Raw genomic sequence first — 22,817 nt, 5'->3', positions numbered from 1 at the left:
TTCGATTCTGTGAACCTATCGCAGAAAACTGAAAACGAGCGTCACTACGGTGATGAAGCCAAGGATGACAACCAGCAGGTTAGGCATCACTTTGAATTTTTTTCGCAATGAAGGGCCGAACTTCCCCATTAACAGAAGCGAGACGACCATCCCAAGAATTGCCCCTGCTGTGCTGCCTCTGGAGATTAAAAACGCGGAAAGAAAGAGGAGTGCGCCAGAGATAACCCCTGCGATCAACGAAGCCCTGCTTGAAGACTTGACGTAGCCAACAATTCCTCCAAACACGACAAAAGCTCCAAATATTCCTGTCATGATCACTGGAAGGTCCATACAAGTCTCTTCAATATTTATTAGCAAGGAGTTGGCATAAATGATTCAGCGGACCTGAACAGAGCGTCATCCGCGTTAACCGCCTTCTGGGGAATTGTAATGAGTCGCTTTGAAGGTGCCAGCCACCAATGGCATTGCCGCGTATTTATTGCGACTACTGCACATGGCTCATGACTGCGTGATGGCTCCGGCATCACAGATGGCTGACGGCTCACTTGCTCCGGATTTATCGGGGCAGAAATCAGGGAAGAGCCGGAAACGGCTCCTGACCCCTTAAATTTGGTCAGAGCTCAAGTCTGCGTGATGGCTCGGGCATCACGGATGGCTGACGGCTCACTTGCCCCAGATTTATCGGGGCAGAAATCAGGGAAGAGCCGGAAACGGCTCCTGACCCCTTAAATTTTACTGGAAGCGGAGGGAATAGACGTCGGCGTTCTTCATTGTAAAACGCAACTGCGCCACACCGAGGGTCCAATCGGGTGCTTGCTCCCAAGCAATGGGTGCGTCGACGGCGTCCCCAGTAAGCGGTTTTGACTTGCCCGTGACCTCTCCTGATTCGCCCAGGACTTCGACAGTAAGCGTCCCACCCGGGCGGACAACGTAATTCAACAACAGACGTTCGCCCGTGAAACGCAAGGGCTTGGTCGTCACCGCTCCGCCGTCGGTTCCGCCTCGCAGCGCGACGAAACCATCTACGCGGTATACGAATCGACGCACCCGTCCGGGAGTCGGTTCATAGTAGTTCTCGGTAGCGTAAACCGAAATCTCCTTCGGTTGATTCGGCAACTGGAACATTCCCCACGTCATGTAGTTGCTGCGGTTGCGATTGCGGTCTTTCGGAGCCGTGCGAGGAATCACAGGTTCGGCATAACGATGAAAGGTTTGGCCGTCTCGGCTGGTCATCAAAATCGGCTCGACCTGCTGGCTCTTCGGTTCGTAACGCGTTGGAAAACCGATGAACAAGTGCGGCGCACGGAAGTACTTTTGAATGGCATTGGTGTAAAGGTGTTCGTTCGGCGTGCCCTCGGTGTAAGTCAAATCGGCTTCGTTTTCCCAGGTTATGAAATCTTGGGAAGTTGCCGTACGAACCGAACGCACTCCATCCCCAAAATACCTCCAGTAGGCTCGATACTCTCCGCGATCGGCGTCCCAAAATGCGAGGTTCTGCGAATCGAACGCACCATGAGTGATCACCGGCTTTTCTTGAATCATTTTCCAGTTCACGCAGTCAGGCGACGCGAAAGGGACGAGACCGCCGCCCAATTCGCCGATACCGCCAAAAGCCTTGTACCGCGACGACTTGGACGTCGCGGGATTGTCATCACGAAAAGCCGTGAAGTTGTGACGACCGGGTCCGAGCCACACGATGTTGTTTTCTTTCGAGCCATTCCATTCAAACAGACCGAGCTTTGGTTTGACCCAATGAATGCCATCGGTACTTTCTGCGTAACAGGTCACTTCCTGATGAACAGCTTTCATTTTTTCATCATGTTGCCAGCCGCGATAGATCATGCGGTAAAGATCACCGTCCTGGAACAAGGTGTAGTAGCCACTGGTGTTGCCCTCCCACGGTTGGTCGGTGACAAACACAACCTCCTTCGGTTCCGGTTTCATAAGTTGCTGACGAGCGTCACCATCGATGCTGTCGATCAAATGGCTATCAACAAACAGCTCCAGGCGATTGCCAACATCAACTGGCTCGGCTGAGAAGAGGTCGGCCGTGACAAGAAACGTCAACAGCGCGGAGGTGAGCAAAATCTTGAAGGGATAAAACATGACGTTCATCTTTGACGATCGATTGAGAACGTGGCGCAAGAAAGAAGTTGACTATCGAAAGTCGCCGGGGGCGGTTCGATCTGTGAGAAAACTTCAAACACAGCGCGTCATTATATCGGGTAAATTGCCTCTCGGATGTGAAGCTCTGATGTAACCTAACGAGCGAGTACGGGCCGCACTCCATTGTTTTCGATCGCTCTTTGAACGTAAAACAGTGCAACCGAAGGAGCGACCAACCTTCTGCACCGACAGGACATTGTGTCCCCACGAGATTTTCGACGCAATTTGTGCCGCCCTTTGCTCAGGACGTGAAATCTATAGATGAAGGGTTTGCAGTCGTTGACGAGTCTACATGGGGCCGAGTGAACACGTAGCCCGGAGAGCTAAAAGCACTGCACTCAGACTCGGATGGGCAGGGCTGAAATCGTCACCTATATCTTTCACGTCCCGAGCGAAAGGCAACACTATCCCTACGGGGATTGGATGTACTTGCGGACGGGCCTAATGAGATCTTTAGGCCAGCAGGCGGCAGATATTTCCCGTTGGCCTACGCCAACGGAAAACTAGCCAGGGGCACCGAAGCGATCGATGGGATGGCAGAAACTCGCGGAACTCATGCCAATTTGTTGGCGATGAGGCGATGAAAGAACAAGCTCAAGCCTAATAGCTAAGCTTGGCCAGCGGCGGGTTGCTGCTGATGATCTCACCAGAATCCGACACCTTCAAATAATAGGAAGACCGAATGTGGACACGCGTTGAGAAAGCGGAGTCCCCCGTCGGTTCCAACTTCTCCCAAATATTGACCCGACAATTACCATTTTGGTACGGGCATACCTCAACCTGATGCAGACGGGGTGGCCTGCCGATTTTCTCTAGAATCTGCGATTTGATTTTTTCCGTGTGGACTGATTCCGCCACAGGTTCATCTTTCTCGGAGGCTGCTTGATCGACTTTTGCCATAATTTCCTCGGCCACTAAAATACGATGAGATACTGAACTGTACCGTAACCGAGTTTACTTCGATACGAGTACTCGGTGGAGAACGCAGCATCAGCCGACGGCCCCCCCGATTGACGACCGTCTTTTAATACGAATCGCTTCAGGTTCACCACGCAGCAAACCGCACCTCTGAAGCAGACTCTTCGGATGATTGCATCGTTTTCGGGGAGTTAGATCCAGCGTTTCGCTACCAAGTTCATTCAGCGACGCTGCGAAAACGCTGGTTCCCTAAGTGCCGGTTTCTTATCCGACCCATGCGACCCTCTTCCGCATTTCCCGTTCCTGCCTGACGGATCTGCACCCGCAAATAAATTTTCCGAAAGATCTGCCGAAAGGGACGGGAAGGGCACCGATCGATGCAAACACGAAGGCCTAACACCCACCACATCGCTCCGATGCCTGGGTCAACGCTTGAGGTCAACGCTGGGGTTCCATGCCCGATAGCCCAAGTCGTGACCGAAAGGAAATGCTCCGCGCACCTAGCTTATCGGTCTGCTTCGAACCGACTTTGGAACCCGCATCGCAAAACTCAATCAGCCAATATTGAGGCGGTTTTCGCCCTCCGCACGAATTCTACACGCAATTTGTTGACACCCGATTTCACGACATGTATTTTGCATACAGGATTGCATACAATATACATCAGTCGTCACCCCGTTCACAAATCAGCCAATGCAATGGAGAGCCGAATGAATTTACCGCTTGTCAGAGGTCTTGGAGAGCAGATTGTAGATCGGCTGCGCGACGACATTTTCTCGGGGCGTGTTCGCGAAGGGGAACGACTACGTGAAACCGAATTGGCGACGCGGTTCGAGGTCAGCCGCAGTCCGATCCGTGACGCACTCAAGCAACTGACGTGGGAAGGTGTGGTGGAGACCGACCGGAACCGCGGCTCGCAGGTGGCACGCTCGGCTCCCGACGAAATCCAGACGTTGATCATCCCGTTGCGGCGAACGGTTGAGACGCACGCGCTGCGACTTTTCTTTGGCACGTTACAAGATTCCGATTTCGCCCAGTGGGAAGCCATCTTGGAAAGAATGAAGCAGGCCTGTGAGGAGGGCGATTTTGCGGTCGCCTCGGAACAGGATGTTGCCTTTCATCGTCATTGGGTTCAACGCTCAAACTCTCCTGACTTGCTTGCGATTTGGTCGGTGATTGTGGCACGTGTACGGCGTCACTTTCTGGAAAGTCATCAAGCCTACACCGACCCATTGGACATCTACCGCGAACACCTACCGATCATCCAGCGGCTGAAGGACGGGGACCTTGAGGGGACCGTTTTAGCCCTGGAGGAGCATATTCAATGATCTCTCTGCCCGCTTTGCAGATTCGCCGGAGACGCTTCGGTGCGATCCATGTATTGGTCGTCACTGCGATTGTCGTCTCCTCGCACTGCAAGGCGTTACATGCCGACAAGCCAGTGTCTGCGGAACAGCAGGCCGCGACCGAAGCCTTCTTCGAGACCAAGGTTCGCCCCCTGTTGTTTGATAAGTGCATCTCCTGTCATGGTGCGAAGAAGCAGCATGCTGGACTGCGACTTGATTCGCGGCACGCGATGCTGACAGGCGGCGACAGTGGGCCAAGTTTGGTTCCAATGAAACCTGACGAAAGTCTGTTAATCGAAGCTGTCAAACGTGAATCGTTTGAAATGCCACCGGAGGAATCACTGGACGACGATCAGGTCCAGATTCTGACGCGATGGATAGAAATGGGAGCCCCTTGGCCGGGGGAGGTCGCTGCGGTCGGCAACGGCCCCGACTTTGCAAATCACTGGGCGTTCAAACCGATCAGCCGACCCGAGTTGCCCATGGTCCGCGATACCGATTGGCCACGCAATGCAATCGATTTTTTCATCCTTAATCGACTGGAACAGCAAGGGCTCAGCCCGTCCGAACCGACGACACCGGCCGTTTTAGCGCGACGAATCAAATGGGATCTCGTCGGGTTACCCGCCACGTTCGAAGAGCTCGCACCCTTCGGCCAGAGCGATGCCGCCACGGCCATTGCCCAGTGGACCGAACGCTGGCTCGATTCGCCACATTACGGCGAACGCACAGGCCGGCATTGGTTAGATGTCGCGAGGTACTCCGATACCAAGGGATACGTTTTCTTCGAAAAACACGATTTCCGTGCCGCCTATACCTATCGTGATTACGTCATCGACAGCTTCAATGCGGACAAGCCTTTTAATCAATTCGTACGAGAGCAATTGGCTGCGGATTTGATGGACGACGTGCCTCATGAATCCCTGGCCGCGCTCGGTTTTATCGTAGTGGGACCACGATTTAAAAACGACAACCATGAAATCATTGCGGATCGCATTGACGTCGTCTCACGCGGACTGATGGGGCTGACGGTCGCTTGCGCACGATGTCATGATCACAAGTTCGATCCGGTCACGATCGATGATTACTATTCGCTCTACGGGGTTTTTCAAAATTCAATCGAACCGCTGCAGTGGCCATTTCGCTGCGGCGACGAGAAGGCTTTGCAGGATCCCCAAGCAGTCGCCATTCGCAAAGCAGCCGTTGAATTGGAGCAGCACTACCACGCGCAGTACGACAAAGTGATGGCGGACAGCCGTCTGCGATTGGCGGAGTATTTACTGGCGGCCCAGGCACAACGTGGCGGCGTCAACACCGCTGCCTTCGATACCGTCACCGATGGAGATGACCTGAATCCGGAACTGATGCTGATCTGGAAGCAGTTTCTTGATGATACTGAAACCAGCAACGACTCGGTCTTTTTGCCCTGGCACCAATTGGCCGGATTAGCGACCGACTCCTTCGAAGCCGAAGCCCCCTGTGTGCTCCGTTCGTTGACCGCAGCGGATTCCAAACCGACCGCGAATTCGATTGTCGTCAAACGATTGCTGGACAATCCGCCCCAGTCGTTAGCGGATGTTGCCAAGATCTACACCCAATTGGCAGTTGAAATCGAGACCAAGTCGGAAACCTCCGATCCCGGTAGCTCCGATCCAGCTTGGCAGGCATTGCGGGCCAGCCTGAACGGTAGTTCGTCACCGCTGCAAACGCCTTTCCATGCTTTCCGAATCCTGCGATTGTTTCCGGATCGCCCCTCTCAGGGACCGATCAAAACACTGAATACTGCATTAGATTCCGCACGTGCTAAAGCGTCGGTTGATTTGGCACAAATGTTGGTACTTGAGGACGCTGACCCTTTGATCGACGCACGTGTCTTCCGGCGAGGCAATTCGTCCAGTCCAATGCATGTTGTGCCACGTCGATTCCCGACCTTCTTTGCGTCGGTTAGCGATCAACCGTTCCAGCATGGCAGCGGCCGACTGGAGCTAGCCAACGCGATCGTGTCTCCCCAAAACCCGTTGACGGCGCGTGTCATCGTCAATCGAATTTGGCATCAGCATTTTGGCCGTGGCTTGGTGGCAACCCCAAGCAATTTTGGCATGCAGGCTCCACCACCGTCGCACCCCGAATTGCTCGACTATTTGGCAAGTTGGTTCATCGACCATAATTGGTCCATCAAATCACTCCGACGTCTGATATTGGACTCAGCGACCTATCAGCAGCAAAGTGACGTCGATTCGGAAACTCACACCATCGATCCGGACAATCAGTGGTGCAGTCGGATGAACCGTCGTCGACTTGATTTCGAAACGATGCGTGACAGCCTATTGTCGATCCGGGGCGACCTGGATCTAACCGTGGGAGGGCCCTCTGCAGGAGACGCATTGGCGATCTCCAACCGCCGTCGTTCGATGTATGCTCACAACAACCGTTTAGACGTTTCGGGAACGATGCGATTGTTCGATTTCCCTTCGCCCGATATCAGCAACGGCCGTCGCGACATGACCTCCGTGCCTGGTCAAGCATTGTTTCTAATGAACCATCCGCTGATGTTGTCAACTGCAGCGGAAGTATCCCAGCGAGCCGCCAAGGCATCCACGCCTGCGGAGAGTGTTGAGCAATTGTTTCGTGAGATCCTGAATCGTCACCCAACGACACAGGAATTGGAGGAAACCACAGCCTTCCTGCAACGAGCAAGGAAGCGTCAAACGGAACCCCCGCTGCCTCCGTCGAACTGGTCCTACGGCTACGCCGACGTTGCAACGGATCCCGACGTGCTAGGTAAGTTCGCGAAATTGCCTTTCTTCAATGGGACTCAGTTTCAGGGCGGCCCCAATCTGCCCGATGGCAAACTCGGCTGGGTGTTCTTGAATGCGACGGGGGGACATCCTGGCAACACGCCGAAAACCGCCGCCGTGATACGTTGGACCGCTCCCTCCGACATGAATGTTTCGGTCACCGGAACGTTGACGCATGACAAAGAACCGGGGGATGGTATCCGCGGTCAAATCTTCGCAGGCGGGCGTCGGATTGCCGGGCCGTTTGTACTGCACCAAGACTCCGTCGACACTCCCGTTGAATCGGTCTCATTGGCGAGCGGCGAAACGCTGGACTTCGTCGTCGATATCCATGGGGCGCTCGGCCATGATTCGTTTGCCTGGTCGCCAACCATTGCCGAGGTTGCGTCCGATCCGTCGACATCCAAAACCGAACCGCCTGCAGTGCAAAGCTGGAACTACGGCGATCAGTTCCGGCCCGAAGACCCGATCCGGATCACGCCGTTACAGGGTGTGGCTCAAGTGCTGTTGATGTCGAATGAATTCCACTTTATCGATTGAGAACTCCATGAACCAACCCAAGAATGCCCCATCCAAGGGGCTCAATCCTGCCGCGGCGGGCGTCTCCATTGGCAACCCGGTTTGCAATCGTCGCGAGATGTTGCGACGATCCGGGATGGGCATCGGCATGCTCGGTCTGGCGAGTGTCGCTGCGCATGAAGCCAACGCGGGTTCAACGGCACTGCACCATCAGGCCACGGCAAAACAAGTCGTCCATCTATTCATGAATGGAGGACCGTCGCACGTCGACACGTTTGACCCGAAACCGGCACTCAAAAAATACCATGGTAAACCGCTGCCGAATCCGGCCTTGCCGACGGAACGCAAAACAGGGGGCGCGATGGCGTCCCCGTTTAAGTTTTCTCGCTACGGAGAATCGGGGATCGAGGTCAGCGAATTATTCCAGCAAACAGCCCAGCACATCGATGACATGTGTGTGATCCGGTCGATGCATGCGGACATCCCAAATCACGAACCGTCGCTACTGTTGATGAACTGTGGTGACAACAATCAACCGCGGCCGAGTTTTGGATCCTGGGTAAATTACGGGCTTGGATCGTTGAATGACAATTTGCCCGGATTTGTGGTGCTGTGTCCAAACGGCGTTCCGGTGGTCGGATCCCAGAATTGGCACTCCGGATTTTTGCCCGGGGCAATGCAGGGTACGCACGTGGATACCGGCAAAGCGGACTATTCGCGGTTAATCGAAAACATCAACAATCCGCAGGATCCCCGCGTTCAACGTGGTCAGCTTGATCTATTGCAGGCGATGAACCAACGCCATCTGCAAAGCAGTGGTGCCGATCCGCAGCTGGAGGCCCGGATTGAGTCCTATGAATTAGCTTATCGGATGCAGTTCGAAGCATCCGATGCGTTCGATCTGAGCCAGGAACCTGCCTACATTCACGAGATGTACGGAGACTCGCTACAGGGCCGACAACTGATGTTAACGCGACGGTTGGTCGAACGTGGCGTTCGCTTCACTCAGGTATGGCATGCCGGTGGTCAAGCTTGGGATCACCACTCGAACATCGAGAGTGGGCTGCGAACCTTATGTGGCCAATGGGACAAACCGCTCGCAGCATTCCTAGCCGATTTGAAACAACGAGGTCTGCTGGATTCGACGCTTGTCTTGTGGGGAGGCGAATTCGGACGTACTCCCGTCGCTGAACTGCCCTCGTTGAATGGGCGCGACCACAATCACTGGGGATTTAGCACATGGATGGCAGGGGGCGGAGTCAAAGGGGGTCACGTTCACGGAGCGACCGATGAATTTGGATTCGCTGCGGTGGAGGACCGAGTCCATGTCCACGACCTGCACGCGACCATGTTGCACCTGATGGGGCTGGACCATGAAAAATTGACTTATCGATACGCTGGCCGTGATTTCCGTTTAACCGACGTACACGGAAAGGTCGCCCATTCCATTCTCAGCTAAGGGCGAACTTCCGTTGTCCTTCCGACAATCCGTCCAGGAAAACACCGATTGAAGCTGCACTTTTTAAGCCCCCAGTGGAGCGGACACGTTTCCATCCGATGCCCCATCAAGACAATGACCACGAAAGCGAAGCTGAATGAAAATTGCTCAAATCATTTGCCAAGTGTTGCGATCCGAATCGGTTGTCAACAAGACAGCCAGCTGCCAGGACTTAGTGCTCGTTCGCATCCGTACCGAAGACGGACTTGAAGGCATTGGCGAAGCCGACTCGTCGCCCGAGGTGGTCAAGGCGATCATCGACGCTCCGTTTTCACACAACATCGCCTGCGGCCTGCGTGAGATATTGATCGGTGAAAATCCGCTGGAGACCGATCGGTTATGGCAGAAGATGTATCGCCAAACGATGTATTTCGGACGATCGAGTGTCACCCTTTCCGCGATGAGTGCCATCGACATGGCGCTGTGGGATTTGAAAGGCAAACATTTTGGTGAACCGATCCACCGACTGCTGGGCGGTAAGCAACACGACCGATTCCGTGCTTACGCGTCGATTCTATTTGGCAAAGACGGTGCCGAGACCCGCGAGATCGGACAACGCTGGATCGAAAACGGCTACACGGCGGTCAAATTCGGTTGGGAGCCGATGGGGGAATCCGAAGCGGTCGATCTGGATCTTGTCGCCGGCGCCCGCGAAGGAATCAAAGAGGCCACGCTGTTGGTCGATGCCGGATGTGTTTGGGATGCGAGGACAGCCCTGCGGCGTGCGCACGCATTTTCGCAGTTCGATGTCGAATGGCTTGAAGAACCACTACGTCCCGATGACGTCGAAGGTTATCGGTGGCTTCGCGATCGTTCGCCAATCCCAATCGCGGCGGGCGAAGAAGAGTGCGGACGGACCGCGTTTCGGCCGTTAATCGATGCTCGAGCGTTGGATGTTTACCAAATCGATATCGCTCGAAACGGTTTCACCGACGCCGCCTATCTGCGTCAACGCATTGAGGAAATCGGAGCGCGCCCATGTAACCACTGTTACACCAGCCCACTAACCGAGGCGGCAAGTTTGCATTGGTTGAGCACCTGCCGCGACGCGTTCCTGTTTGAAGATTGCGTCGAGGACGAACCGATGCGGCACGAATTAGCGATTGAAAAAATCCAAGCCGAAGACGGCTGGATCGAAGTCCCCGATCGACCTGGGCTTGGTGTCACCCTAAATGAAGACTTTGTGGCTGCCCATGTAGTTGCCCAGTCCGAGTAGTACCTCCCGCTTCCCGCCTCTTAACTCCCGCCAAAAGTCAAACAACACGATGACGAATTCACCAATTAAGACGGAGATTGATTTCTCTGCGCCGGGTCGGCAAGTGGGAATTTTAACGGTTCCCTACTCGTACAACCTGAGCGGTTGGGCCCAACTGCAAATTCCGATCGCAACGATCGCACGAGGGGAGGGCCCCACGGTCTTGTTGATGGCTGGCAACCATGGTGATGAGTATCCCGGGCAGATTGCGATCATGCGACTGCTGCGAGAACTGAATCTGGAAGAAATCACCGGTCGTGTGATTCTAATTCCGTCGCTGAACATGCCGGCTGCGAAAGCGTCGACGCGATTGTCGCCCGTCGACGGGATGAATCTGAATCGTTGCTTTCCGGGAGACCCAGGGGGCACGGTCTCTCAAATCATTGCCCACTATTTAACCACCGTTCTGTTTCCCTTAAGCGACGTGGTGATCGATCTGCATACCGGCGGACGCGGCGTCTACTTCTTTCCCTGTGCCCACATGCATTTGGTGGAAGATCTGGCGCAACGCCGACGAATGGCGGGCGCCACCATGGCCTACAACACCGACTTGGCATTCTTGTACAGCGACATCGCCGGCACAGGATTGCTGCCGGTGGAAGCCGAAAGTCAGGGGAAGACGGTGGTGACGACCGAGATGGGAGGTGGCGAGGTTACCACGCGAGCGGTTCATCGACTTTCCCAAGATGGGCTTCGCAACGTGTTGATTCACGTCGGCGTACTGGAGGGGCAAGAGCAGACACGGAGCAGCCTGGGCCTATCTCCGACACGTTGGGTTCAGGCACTTGATTCAGGGGACTATATCTTTGCGGCGGAATCGGGGTTGTATGAAAGCTTGGTGGACGTGGGGGACGATGTCGACGCCGGGCAACCGATTGGGGCGATTCACTTTATCGAACGTCCTGACCGTCAGCCCACAATCATCGAAGCTCCCTCGTCGGGAGTCGTGATCGCACATCGCGGCCCCACAGTGACACAACAAGGCGACATCGCCGTCTGCCTTGCCCATGATGTTCCCGAAAACGTGATCGCCACGTTTTCAGATTCCCACAGTGGATGATGTGGCGGTCGACGTTGCGTAACTACCGTCGCCAAGCGGTGGACCCACGCTCTGGCGAGCATTGCGACGATAGTTATTGTTCCGACGGCCCTAAGAAATCCCATTCTTCAACTCCATTGTCGGCGTTCCCTTTGACACTTTCTAAAATCAAGCAGCGCGGACACCAAACGACCTACCTCGTCGCATTCATGTGGTTCGCCTACTTTTTGAACTATTGCGACCGGCAAGCGGTGTTTGCGATGTTCCCGGTACTGCAATCCGATCTGGGACTCACCGACCGCGAACTGGGATTAACCGGATCGATCTTCCTGTGGGTCTATGGGATCGGGTGCCCATTGGCGGGCCAGATCGCTGACAAGTATTCCAAACGCGTGCTGGTGGTCGTGAGTCTGGCGATCTGGAGTTTGGTGACCGTTGGAACCGGATTGGCGACCTCCGCTTTTATCTTGCTTGCGTTTCGCGCCGCGATGGGGGTTTCCGAATCGATGTATATGCCCGCCGCAATCGCGTTGACGTCGAATGCTCATCCGCCCGAAAAACGTTCACGCGCGGTGGCGACGCTGACGACGGCTCAGATCGTCGGTACGGTGGTCGGCGCTTGGTTCGGTGGCTGGATGGCACATCAAGGTTACTGGCGTGAAGCCTTCTTCATCCTCGGCGCGGTCGGACTGCTGTACTGTCTGCCGTATACCCTGTTTTTACGCACGGTCGACGAGGATGCGGAGATCGAAACCAAGCGATCCGATAGCTCTTGGGCGATCCCTGAATTGGTGAAGGTACCGACGTTTTTGCTGCTCTGCGTTGTCTTTCCTACATTCGTGTTTGGGCTCTGGATGTTGTACAGTTGGCTTCCCAACTTTCTTTATGAAAAGTATGCACTCGATCTTGGCGAAGCCGCGTTTACCGCCACCGCTTATATTCAGAGCACCACGTTGATCGGGTTGCTTGGAGGGGGCATTTTGGCGGACAAACTGTTTTTGCGCACCAAGGCAGCAAGGCTGTGGTTGATGGCGATTAGTTTGATGCTATGTGCCCCGTGCCTGCACTGGATCGGTACCGCAGACTCGCTTAATGCGACACGGATTGCCGCCGCCGGTTTCGGTTTGTTTAGCGGTTTTTTCATTGGCAATGTCTTTCCAGCCGCCTTCGAGGTCGTGCCCGCCAATACTCGCGCGTCCGCGGTGGGGTTGCTGAATTTTTGTGGTGCCGCGCTGTCCGGTTTTGCACCATTGGTCGGAGGTATCTGGAAAAAGTCGGTCGGACTGGAGCGAATGCTTTCCTATACATCGATTGCGTTTGCAGTGGCCGCCGTGCTGTTGATCCTGGGCATTATTTATTTGTTTCCCAAAGACTACGAACGAATCCAACGCGATTGAGCCTACCGTTATGCCCAAAATTTTAATTGCGGAATGCAAACAAGAAGTTTCAACCTTCAATCCGCAGCTAAGCCGCTACGATGACTTTGCGGTTCACCACGGTGAGGACCTACTCCGTTACCACCGTCGTGTACACAATGAAATCGGAGGCGCGCTGAGCGTCTTCGATCCGATCGAAGACGTTGAGATCGTGCCCACGTACAGCGCGGCGTTTATTACCTCAGGAGGGACGTTGGCTACCGAGGCGTGGGAACGCATCTCGCAAGAGTTTCTCGACAGCATTCGTGCGGCGCCACCTGTCGATGCGGTTTACTTTTGTATGCATGGGGCGATGGCCAGCGAGCAAGAACTCGATCCCGAAGGTTATTTACTTGCCGAGACGCGGAAGATTTTGGGCGAACAGATTCCCATCGTGCTGTCGCTTGACCTTCACGGCATTCTCAGTGAACGCATGATCGAGCACAGCGATGCGATCGTCGCCTACCACACTTATCCCCATGTCGACTTCTATGAAACCGGACAACGGGCGGCTCGATTGCTGCTGCGAATCGAATCGGGCGAGGTCAAACCGGTCATGGTAAAAACGACAATTCCGGCTCTGGTTCGTGGAGATGAACTGATCACTTCGAGCGGTCGTTTTGGCGAAAGTATCCGTATCGCTCAACAAGTTGAAGAAGATCCCGTGGGGTTGTCGGCGGGCATGTTTATTGGCAACCCGTTCACCGACGTACCATCGCTGCAAACGTACAGCTTTGCCGTCACCGATAACGATCCCGAGTTTGCCAAACGCGAGTCGTTGCGGATCGCTGATCGTTTCTGGGAAAATCACGCCCACATGCGTATCCCTTTGCTCAGTCTGGATGCGATGGCCGACATCGCATGCTCGCATTCTGAGGGGACAATCGCCTTGATCGACGCGGCCGACGCAACCAGCTCTGGAGCCTCGGGCGACAGCAATGCGATCCTTCGCAAACTGATCGAATCGGGTTACACGGGACGCACGTTGGTCCCAATTGTGGATGCCGATGCCGTTGCTCAGGCTTTCTCGGCAGGAGTTTCGGCGACGATTTCAACCACGATTGGCGGTAGCTTGGACCCCGAGCGTTTTCAGCCACTAGAGATGACGCTAACGGTCCGTTCGCTCTCGGACGGTCACTTCCATAGTGAATCGTTTGGTGAGCGATGGTTTGCGGGCCCCACAGCGGTGCTCGAATCGGACAACTTTACGCTGGTCGTTAGCAGCCGGGCGGTCAGTTTGTACGATCGTTCTTTTTTCTACGCTCATGGGCAGAACCCCAAAACGTTTGATGCCGTGGTGGTCAAGTCGCCTCATTGCCAGCACCATATGTATGCGGCGTGGTGTACGGAAATGGTGAATGTCGATGCGCCGGGTTCGGCGAGTGCTAACCTACCTTACCTTGGCCACACCCGCTGTCCTCGTCCGATTTTTCCGCTGGACGCAGACGTCACGTTCACTCGTCAAACCAAAACTTTTCAACGACAACGCTAAAGATTTATGAAAATTCGAGAAATACGCTGCGCGGGTCTGCGAGGGGCAACGCCCGAGGGCGGGTGGAGCAATGAACTGCGACCCGACGATTGTGTGCATACGCTGATCGCAGTCCACACCGATGAAGGTGCCGTGGGGCTGGGCAGCGTGTTCACCAACGATGCTCTGGTGCAAGCCGCGTTGAAGCTGCTGGAGCCCTTATATCGAGGCGAAAGTGCACTCGAACCGGAACGTGTCAGCGAGAAATTACATCAACACATGTTCTGGCTTGGCCGTGGTGGATCCGTCACCCATGCGATCAGCGGGATCGATATCGCCCTTTGGGATTTACTCGGTCAAGCGAGCGGACAACCGGTTGGCCGCTTGTTGGGCGGACGGTATCGCGATCGCGTGCAACCCTATGCTTCCTTGTTGATGGACGAACCGAGCAAACTGAGCGACCACTTATTGGCAGTGAAGGCCGAGGGCTTTCGCGCTTTCAAAATCGGCTGGGGGCCCTTCGGACGCGTCAGTGCAGCAACCGATCGCGCGATCGTTCAAGCCGCGCGAGAAGCGATCGGCGACGATTGCCGTTTGATGGTGGATGCCGGAGGGAGCGACGCGTTCTGGCCAAACGGCTACAAGTGGGCACGAAATACCGCCACCATGTTGGCCGATTATGATGTCCACTGGTTCGAAGAACCGCTGCCACCGGACGCCATGGAAGACTATGCCAAGCTCCGCGAGCATTCGCCGGTTGCGATCGCCGGCGGAGAGGTGCTGACGCGCCGCCAAGCTTTCACGCCTTGGATGATCGCTCGAGCACTGGACATCGTCCAGCCGGACGTTACCAAGGTCGGCGGCATTAGCGAAGAACGCCGAATCGCCTGGATGGCTCAAGAACATGGCATTCGGTTCATCCCACATGGGTGGAATACCGCCGTCGGACTGGCTGCCGATTTGCACCTTGCCTCGGCTTTCCCTGGTACGGATCTGGTGGAGTACTTAACCGGATCGCCTTTCATCGACGAACTGAGCGCGAACGCGTTCCAACTTGATTCCGACGGGATGCTCGCCATTTCGGATCGTCCTGGTCTTGGCTTGGAACTCGATCGTGACGCGGTGAAAAAATACACCGGTGGTGCGAACCTGCTGTAACGCCAGCGTATCGGAACCATTCATCTGGACTGCCTCTCTTTCAATTGTTCGGTGTTTCTTTGCCATGTATGAACAAAATCAATGCCGCCCATCGATCCTCCTTGTACTCGCCAGTAGCGCGTGGATGCTGTTGGCACCCGCCATCGTATTTGCGGAAGACAAGCCATCCGGTTTTACGGCGATGGTCGATCAAACGTTCACGGCCGACTTCGATGGCAGTGAGCAAAAGTACGTCCAGCTAACGCCACGTTGGTTTGCCGCCGACAAGCCGGTTTCAGTGTTGATCGCGCTGCATGGACACGGTTCGGATCGCTGGCAATTTGCGAAACAGGTGCGAGACGAGTGTCAAGCGACACGCGATGCTGCGGCCGAAAACGGAATGCTAATGATTTCACCGGATTACCGTGCCAAGACATCGTGGATGGGACCGGCCGCCGAAGCCGATTTACTGCAGATCATTCGTATCCTGAAGCAACAGTTCCAAGTGCAACGCGTGATTATCAGTGGAGGATCGATGGGAGGCAGCTCTGCGTTGACCTTCGCGGCGATGCATCCCGATCAAGTGGACGGGGTGGTCGCCCTGAACGGTACCGCGAACCATGTCGAGTACGAACGATTCCAGGACGCGATCAGCAAATCGTTTGGCGGCTCGAAAAGCGAAGTCCCTGCGGAGTATCACCGCCGCAGCGCAGAGTTCTTTCCTGAAAGCTTCACGATGCCAGTCGCCGCCACCACGGGCGGTCAAGACACAAGTGTCCCGCCAGAAAGTGTTCAGCGTCTGATCGAAAGTCTCCGCAAGCAATCACGGAAAGTGCTCGGCATCCATCGCCCCGCAACAGGGCATAGCACCAACTACGACGACACAAAGCGAGCCTTTGAGTTTGTGATTGCCGCCAGCCACGCGGATGCACTGGCATCGCAGGAGACTGAAAAATAGTGTCGTACAACATGCCAAAAACAAGTTCGATCGAATGCTGAAATTTCTGAACGCCAGTACTGCATTGGCACGACCGCATTCGGTTCGCTTTCCAGCCACACAAGCTTCACGTCGAACTGCAAAACAAGATTAGAAGATTGGAAACGAGGTAAGTGGTTTGAGATGGTGCCATCTCGTAGCAGCGCCTCTCGGGACGTGCGATAAATAAGTTGCGAGCAAGGTCGCAGGCAGGCGAGATCCTAACCCGCTGCGTAAGCGAGGGACCGAAAGAGCAGGCCGCTATCCCTCACTTACGCAGCGGGTTGGGATTTTGGTCTGTTGCCACACCACTGCGATCCGCGAGGAAACCGCCAATTTATTCATCACGTCTCTCCGAGACGATGGCACGTGCGTGCCCCGGGGGTTGTGCGATAAATAAGTAGTGAGTGTGGCAGGGAGAAAAGGCCCCATGCCAGCTTGCCTGGCATGAAGCCAAGATTTGAAATTAGTTCGCATGGCTCTAGGAAAACGCATCCCGTTCGGATTGCCGCTGAAAGCGGCAATCCGAACGGGATGCGAAAACCGTGGGGGCAACCACCTCTAATTTCAAATCTTGCGTTCCTGTCGGGTAAACCGACGAGGGGACGTGGCGCTTGGATGTCTGGGCAGGTGCCAGCTGCTGTCAAACCGTCAACTTATATATCGCACGTCCCGAGAGGCTCGCCTACGCGGCAACGTCTCTTCGCCACGGTGCTATGCGTGATCACCGGCAGGATGGATGCCTCGCTTGCGACGCCCCCCCGAATGATCGAACTCAATCCAACACTTTGAATTCCTTTGCAAAACCAATCTTCTTCTCCCACTGCGGTTGCACATTGTATACAATAGCGGCACCACAGAGAGGGTTCACGGTCTTCCCGAAGGGCTAGGCTGCACGCGCACAGCACTGCCGGTTGACTGAACTTTCTCTGGGTCCCGCCCCCGCCCTCACGAAGAAAGCGGACAAAAATGCAATCGATCCATCGCCGCCATTCGACACACCGAACATTTTCTCCATTGGCGTGCGGGCTTTCTAGCCTGCTGATTCTCAGCTTCGTGGCTCCTGCGACAAGCCGTGCGGACGATTTCTTCGAATCCCAAATCCGCCCGCTGCTAATCAGCCACTGCATCGAATGCCACGGACCAAAGAAACAAGAATCGGGATTGCGACTTGATTCACGCGAGGGCTGGATGCTGGGTGGGGATAGTGGCACGGCGATTGTGCCTGGGGATCCGGAAAACAGTTTGCTAATCCAGGCCGTCAACGACTCCGATGGCGCCGCACAAATGCCGCCCGACGAAAACAAACTGACCCCCGCTCAGATCGCGGACCTTGTCACTTGGGTTAAGCAAGGTGCGAAGGACCCTCGAGTGCTGGACGCGGCAAGCGAATCGGCTTCCAACGCCATGGATCTGGAAACGGCGAAACAGTTCTGGTCGTTTCAAGCTTTATCAAAACCGACGCCACCCAACGTCAAAGACGCTCGCTGGATGGTCAATCCGGTGGATGCTTTTGTTCGAGCGGAATTGGAAAAGCAGAAGTTAACCCCGGTAGGCACCGCTGACAAACGCACGTTGATCCGCCGAGCAACGTTCGACTTAACGGGGTTGCCACCGACGCCGGCGGAGATCGACACATTTCTTAATGATTCATCGCCAGAGGCGTTCGCAGCTCTGATAGAACGTTTGCTGCAATCGCCAGCTTATGGAGAACGCTGGGGACGCCATTGGCTAGACGTTGCACGCTACGCAGACACAGCCGGTGACGGAGCCGATTATCCCGTACCCGAGGCGGGCCAGTATCGCGATTGGGTTGTCAATGCGTTGAATCGTGACCAGCCGTTTGACGAATTTATTCGCGAACAGATCGCAGGCGACATTTTGGCCAAAGACGGCCCCCCGGATCGTTACGCCGAACTGGTGACAGCGACTGGATTCCTTGCCATTGGCAAGCGTTATGGTTACGCTCCAAACACCGCCTATCAATACCTTGATTTCGCCGACGTGATCGATTCGGTGGGCCGGTCGATCCTGGGGCTGTCGGTCGGCTGTGCTCGCTGTCACGACCATAAATTCGATCCAATCTCGGCAGCCGACTACTACGCACTGTATGGTATTTTCGAAAGTACGAAGTGGGCGTTTCCCGGAGGCGAATCACATAAGCGTCCTGCTCATTTCCCCCCCTTGGTGCCCGCTGCGGAGGCCGCACGCCTTGACATAATCAAAGCGGACAAACTGGCCAGTCTGAACAGTGAGCTGAAAAAGCTGACGCAAACTCGGTCGGAGCTGGATGGCAAATCGTTCGCCGGTGGCGTCGACCTCAACTGGGAATACCAAGCGATCGGTAAACCGCCATCCAAGCCATGGTTCAGCAGCGGCCCGAACGTGATTCTTGCCGAAGCGCAGAGCCCGTTTACCCACGTTCATCCGGCGGGAACGCGTGGCGTCCGAGTCGCATCCCCCAAGCCGCACGACGGCATTCGTTACGGTTTTGAACAAGCCTTGCATGCGACTCCGGGGAAGCAAATTCACTTTACGATCGACTTCCGCACCAATGCCGCTTCGACACCGCAGGGAGCCTACCGCTTCTTCCTTGGTCGCGGAGTGGTCCAGTCGTTGGCAATCGAGTGCAGCGTGACCGCTACCGAGTTCGCGATGCGCAGCGGCGGCGACTGGGAAATCATGCGCACTCTTAAACCAGATACTTGGTACACGCTGCGGGTCACACTGGACCATGAAAAGAAAACCTACTCGGGCGTTGTCGGCACGCTGGACGACCTGAGCGAATTCAAGGACAAACCACTCAACCCTAACTGGGATGGGATTGCCAACACGTTTATCTGTGACGGAATTGGGCATACTAAAGGGCCGGCACCGACGCGTGACATTGACAATCTCGGACTCCAGGACTCCGCATTTGGGATTCCGGGCAGCGGACCTGTCGTCATCCCTGAACAGGAGCCCGTATCGCAACAACGTTTGGCCGAACTGGATGCCCAAATAAAGGAAGTGACGACACAACGCGACGCAGTCCTCGCAGCGCCAGCCTATCCTGTCGCCTACGGAGTCAGCGAAGGGACGCCGACGAACACTCGACTGCAACAACGCGGTGAACCCGAACGATTAGGCGACCAAATCCCACGCCGTTTCTTGGAAGTTCTCGGCGGCGACACGTTGCCCCCCGAATCGACCGGCAGCGGACGACTGGAATTGGCCAATTGGTTGACCCGTCCCTCGAACCCGTTGACCGCTCGCGTCTTCGTAAACCGTGTTTGGCAATGGCATTTCGGCCAAGGACTGGTTTCGACGTCAAGCGATTTTGGGACCCGCGGCGAGCGACCGAGCCACCCTGAATTACTCGAATGGTTGACTTCGGAATTCATCGCGTCAGGTTGGTCGGTTAAGTCGCTTCACCGGTTGATCATGAACTCACAAACCTACACCCTGGCAAGCGAAGATCAGGCCGACAACCTAAGTGCGGACCCAGGCAACCGCTGGCTATGGCGTTACTCGCGACGGCCGCTTGATGCGGAATCGATTCGCGATGCGATGCTTGCCGTCAGTGGGCAACTCGATCGCACGCTTCCACCACCCCATCCATTTCCAGCGGTAGGGAAGTGGGCCTACACCATCCACCGTCCGTTCCACGCCGTCTACGAATCCAATCACCGCAGCATCTACTTGATGCACCAGCGGAACCGTCGACATCCATTTTTAGCAATGTTTGACGCGGCCGATCCAAACGTAAGCGTTTCCCAACGGCTACCGACGACGACTCCGACTCAGTCGCTATTTCTGATGAATTCTCCGTTCGTCCATCAACAGGCCCAGGCGTTTGCGAATCAGATATTGGCATCGGCGGAGGAGGATGCGTCGCGGGTTCGCGTGGCATACGAGCAAGCTCTAGGGCGTACCGCTACGGACGCAGAAGTGAAGCAGACGCTGACGTTCCTTTCCGAATACCAGAGCAAGCTTGCTGACCAGAAACCCTCGACGGAGACTCCGTCGCTGGACGCCTGGGCCGCGATAGCGCGAGTGTTGTTTTCGAGCAATGGCTTTTTGTACGTCGACTAACGACTTTCGGCATCCTTTTTTTCCAAGATCCAAAATGAACCTACCTTTGCACACGAACCGCCGCGAATTTTTGCACCGCGCCTCGGGAGGATTTGGTGCTTTGGCTTTAGCGGGAATGTGGAGCGAAATCCAAGCTGCAGCGACCGATCCACTGGCTACCAAACCAGGACATTTCCCCGCGAAGGCGGATCGCGTGATCTTCATTTTCTCTACCGGTGGCGTTTCACATGTCGACACGTTCGATCACAAACCTCAGCTGATCGCCGACCATGGCAAGTCGGTCACCGCCTCACGCTGGCTAAACAAATCGGGCGAATTCGAAAGGTTCTTGATCAAACCCCGTTGGGGATTCAAACAGTACGGCGAGAGCGGCACATGGGTCAGCGACCTATTCCCGCACATGGGTTCGGTGATCGATGATGTCTGTGTGCTTAACGCGATGCATTGCGAAAGTGATGGTCATGACAAGGCAACGCTGGCGGCTCACACCGGATCGGCGCAGTTCGCTCGACCAAGCGCCGGTGCCTGGGTTAGCTATGGATTAGGGACGGAAAACCAGAACTTACCCTCCTTCATGGTGCTCGCCCCATCCGCTCCGTACGCAGGTGCGCAGACATGGGGCAGCGATTTCCTGCCCGCCTGCCATCAGGGAACTCACGTCATGCCCGGCAAGCAACCGCTACCGAACATTCAAGCGAAAGTCCCTGCGGACCTGCAGCAAATGGAGCTTGCGATGCTGAACCAATTGAATCGTGCTCATCTGGAACAACGCGATGCCGACCAAGCGCTCGATGCCCGCATCCGCTCGTTCGAAACAGCGTTTGGGATGCAACGTGAAGCTCCGGAAGCGTTTGACCTTTCGGGCGAATCGGAATCGACTTTAAACATGTATGGCCTGCAGCGTGGTGCCAACAGCGGGTTTGGTTGGCAATGCCTTGTTGCCCGGCGGTTGGCCGAACGCGGAGTCCGTTTTCTGGAACTAATCGATGTCGGTTCGAACTCCAATTGGGATTCTCATGGAAACATGGGCGACCATCAGCGGTTGGCCAAAGCCATCGACCAACCGATTGCTGGCTTACTAGCCGACCTGAAGCAGCGGGGCATGCTGGAACGCACGTTAGTGGTCTGGACAACGGAGTTTGGCCGCACGCCGTTCCACAAACAAGCGAACCACGCCGGCCGCGAACACCACAATCACTGCTTCTCGTCCTGGATGGCTGGCGGCGGAGTGAAAGCGGGGCTGGTACATGGCAAGTCGGATGAACACGGCATCATGACGGCAGAAGGGGCGGTCCACACGCATGATCTGCACGCAACGATGCTGCATCTATTGGGCATCGACCACGAACGTCTAACCTACCGTTACGCAGGCCGCGACTTCCGCCTAACGGACGTTCACGGCAAAGTGCCCCAAGAAATCCTAGCGTGACAGGAATTCGGAGGCATAACGAGCAACTACCGAGACGTAAAAAGCATAAATGAAGAAAGTCTGGCTCCCCTCGCCCCTAAGCGAGCTCTTTTCTGCGGAAGAAATCTCTGCTAGCTCATTGCGTGATCTCTGCCTCTGCGTTTGATTTCGTGGAGCTTGCTTGGGGGAGAGGGGCTGGGGGAGAGGGAGAGATTTCCAGGCGGCGATTTTGCTGCGAAGCGGCGGTTAACGCCTCGGATTTCAAGCGATTATGCCATGCCTTGCCCAACGCTGTCGGCCCCTCTCCCCCAGCCCCTCTCCCCCAAAACAAGCCTTTGAATCGTACATAATTGAATTAGCTGGCGAACCGTTGATCCAGTATCAAATCTGTTTTAAGCGAGCTTGTTTTGAGGGCGAGGGGAGCCAGACTTTCTTTATTTATAAATCGCACGTCTCTCCGATACGTAAATTGCGCGTGCCTCGGAGAGGCTCGCCTACGAGCGTTTCCGTGATGACGCTGCGAGATTTCAATACGGACTGACGACCTACCACACTGATCAAACACGCGTCCCCAGAACCTTGCGACAATATCCCGCGGCGTCCCATAAATGGTCTATAGCGAGGGCGTGCGCGACGTTGAATCCGTGGCGTTCCTTCCCCCATCCCACCCAACCCCATACCGTCGTGATGTTCCACTAACACACGTTCTGGAATCTGTTGGCCGTCAGCATTTTCGCGGTTCTTTCAGCGCCAATAACCGCGGCTCCTCCGCTGCATCAACAGATTGATGCGATAAT

14 protein-coding genes are annotated in these 22,817 nt (G+C 55.4%); 11 read left to right on the top strand and 3 right to left on the bottom strand.

The window, feature by feature from the left end:
* Positions 1-15 precede the first annotated feature (15 nt).
* From FF011L_RS01425 to FF011L_RS01415, 3 genes are all read right to left on the bottom strand, one after another.
* A complete protein-coding gene (locus FF011L_RS01425; RefSeq protein ID WP_246109956.1) occupies positions 16-312 on the bottom strand; it encodes a TMEM14 family protein in 297 nt (98 codons plus the stop codon).
* Positions 313-732: 420 nt separating this feature from the next.
* The gene (locus FF011L_RS01420; protein ID WP_145349617.1) at positions 733-2,115 is read right to left on the bottom strand and encodes a hypothetical protein; all 1,383 of its coding nucleotides are present in this window, start codon (positions 2,113-2,115) and stop codon (positions 733-735) included.
* A gap of 651 nt (positions 2,116-2,766) precedes the next feature.
* A complete protein-coding gene (locus FF011L_RS01415; protein WP_246109657.1) occupies positions 2,767-3,066 on the bottom strand; it encodes a hypothetical protein in 300 nt (99 codons plus the stop codon).
* Positions 3,067-3,794: 728 nt separating this feature from the next.
* Between FF011L_RS01415 and FF011L_RS01410 the strand changes: the two genes are divergently transcribed.
* From FF011L_RS01410 to FF011L_RS01360, 11 genes are all read left to right on the top strand, one after another.
* Positions 3,795-4,412 carry a GntR family transcriptional regulator gene (locus FF011L_RS01410; RefSeq protein WP_145349615.1) on the top strand — a complete coding sequence of 206 codons (618 nt, stop codon included), beginning with the start codon at positions 3,795-3,797 and terminating at the stop codon, positions 4,410-4,412.
* A complete protein-coding gene (locus FF011L_RS01405) occupies positions 4,409-7,768 on the top strand; it encodes a PSD1 and planctomycete cytochrome C domain-containing protein (protein WP_145349614.1) in 3,360 nt (1,119 codons plus the stop codon). The genes FF011L_RS01410 and FF011L_RS01405 overlap by 4 nt, the downstream gene beginning before the upstream one ends.
* 115 nt (positions 7,769-7,883) lie before the next feature.
* Entirely contained in the window at positions 7,884-9,206 is a 1,323-nt protein-coding gene (locus FF011L_RS01400; RefSeq protein WP_218933187.1) for a DUF1501 domain-containing protein, read from the top strand.
* Positions 9,207-9,342: 136 nt separating this feature from the next.
* On the top strand, positions 9,343-10,461 hold the full coding sequence (locus FF011L_RS01395) for a mandelate racemase/muconate lactonizing enzyme family protein (RefSeq protein WP_145349613.1): 1,119 nt from the start codon (positions 9,343-9,345) through the stop codon (positions 10,459-10,461).
* A 49-nt stretch (positions 10,462-10,510) separates the two neighbouring features.
* Complete coding sequence (locus FF011L_RS01390; protein ID WP_145349612.1) at positions 10,511-11,560, top strand: succinylglutamate desuccinylase/aspartoacylase family protein; 1,050 nt, start codon at positions 10,511-10,513, stop codon at positions 11,558-11,560.
* Between the two features lie 131 nt (positions 11,561-11,691).
* The gene (locus FF011L_RS01385) at positions 11,692-12,936 is read left to right on the top strand and encodes an MFS transporter (RefSeq protein WP_218932935.1); all 1,245 of its coding nucleotides are present in this window, start codon (positions 11,692-11,694) and stop codon (positions 12,934-12,936) included.
* A gap of 10 nt (positions 12,937-12,946) precedes the next feature.
* On the top strand, positions 12,947-14,446 hold the full coding sequence (locus FF011L_RS01380; protein WP_145349610.1) for a M81 family metallopeptidase: 1,500 nt from the start codon (positions 12,947-12,949) through the stop codon (positions 14,444-14,446).
* A 6-nt stretch (positions 14,447-14,452) separates the two neighbouring features.
* Positions 14,453-15,583, top strand: coding sequence for a mandelate racemase/muconate lactonizing enzyme family protein (locus tag FF011L_RS01375; protein WP_145349609.1), 1,131 nt, complete (start codon positions 14,453-14,455; stop codon positions 15,581-15,583).
* A gap of 64 nt (positions 15,584-15,647) precedes the next feature.
* Positions 15,648-16,520: an alpha/beta hydrolase family protein gene (locus tag FF011L_RS01370; RefSeq protein WP_145349608.1), complete on the top strand. Its 873-nt coding sequence runs from the start codon at positions 15,648-15,650 to the stop codon at positions 16,518-16,520.
* A 987-nt stretch (positions 16,521-17,507) separates the two neighbouring features.
* Entirely contained in the window at positions 17,508-20,612 is a 3,105-nt protein-coding gene (locus FF011L_RS01365; protein WP_145349607.1) for a PSD1 and planctomycete cytochrome C domain-containing protein, read from the top strand.
* A gap of 34 nt (positions 20,613-20,646) precedes the next feature.
* A complete protein-coding gene (locus FF011L_RS01360) occupies positions 20,647-22,041 on the top strand; it encodes a DUF1501 domain-containing protein (RefSeq protein WP_145349606.1) in 1,395 nt (464 codons plus the stop codon).
* Positions 22,042-22,817: the final 776 nt, after the last annotated feature.

This window comes from Roseimaritima multifibrata, assembly GCF_007741495.1.
GTDB classification, from domain to species: Bacteria; Planctomycetota; Planctomycetia; order Pirellulales; family Pirellulaceae; genus Roseimaritima; species Roseimaritima multifibrata.
Note: the sequence above shows the minus strand (reverse complement) of the source record. Positions and strands in the feature narration are given on the sequence as shown.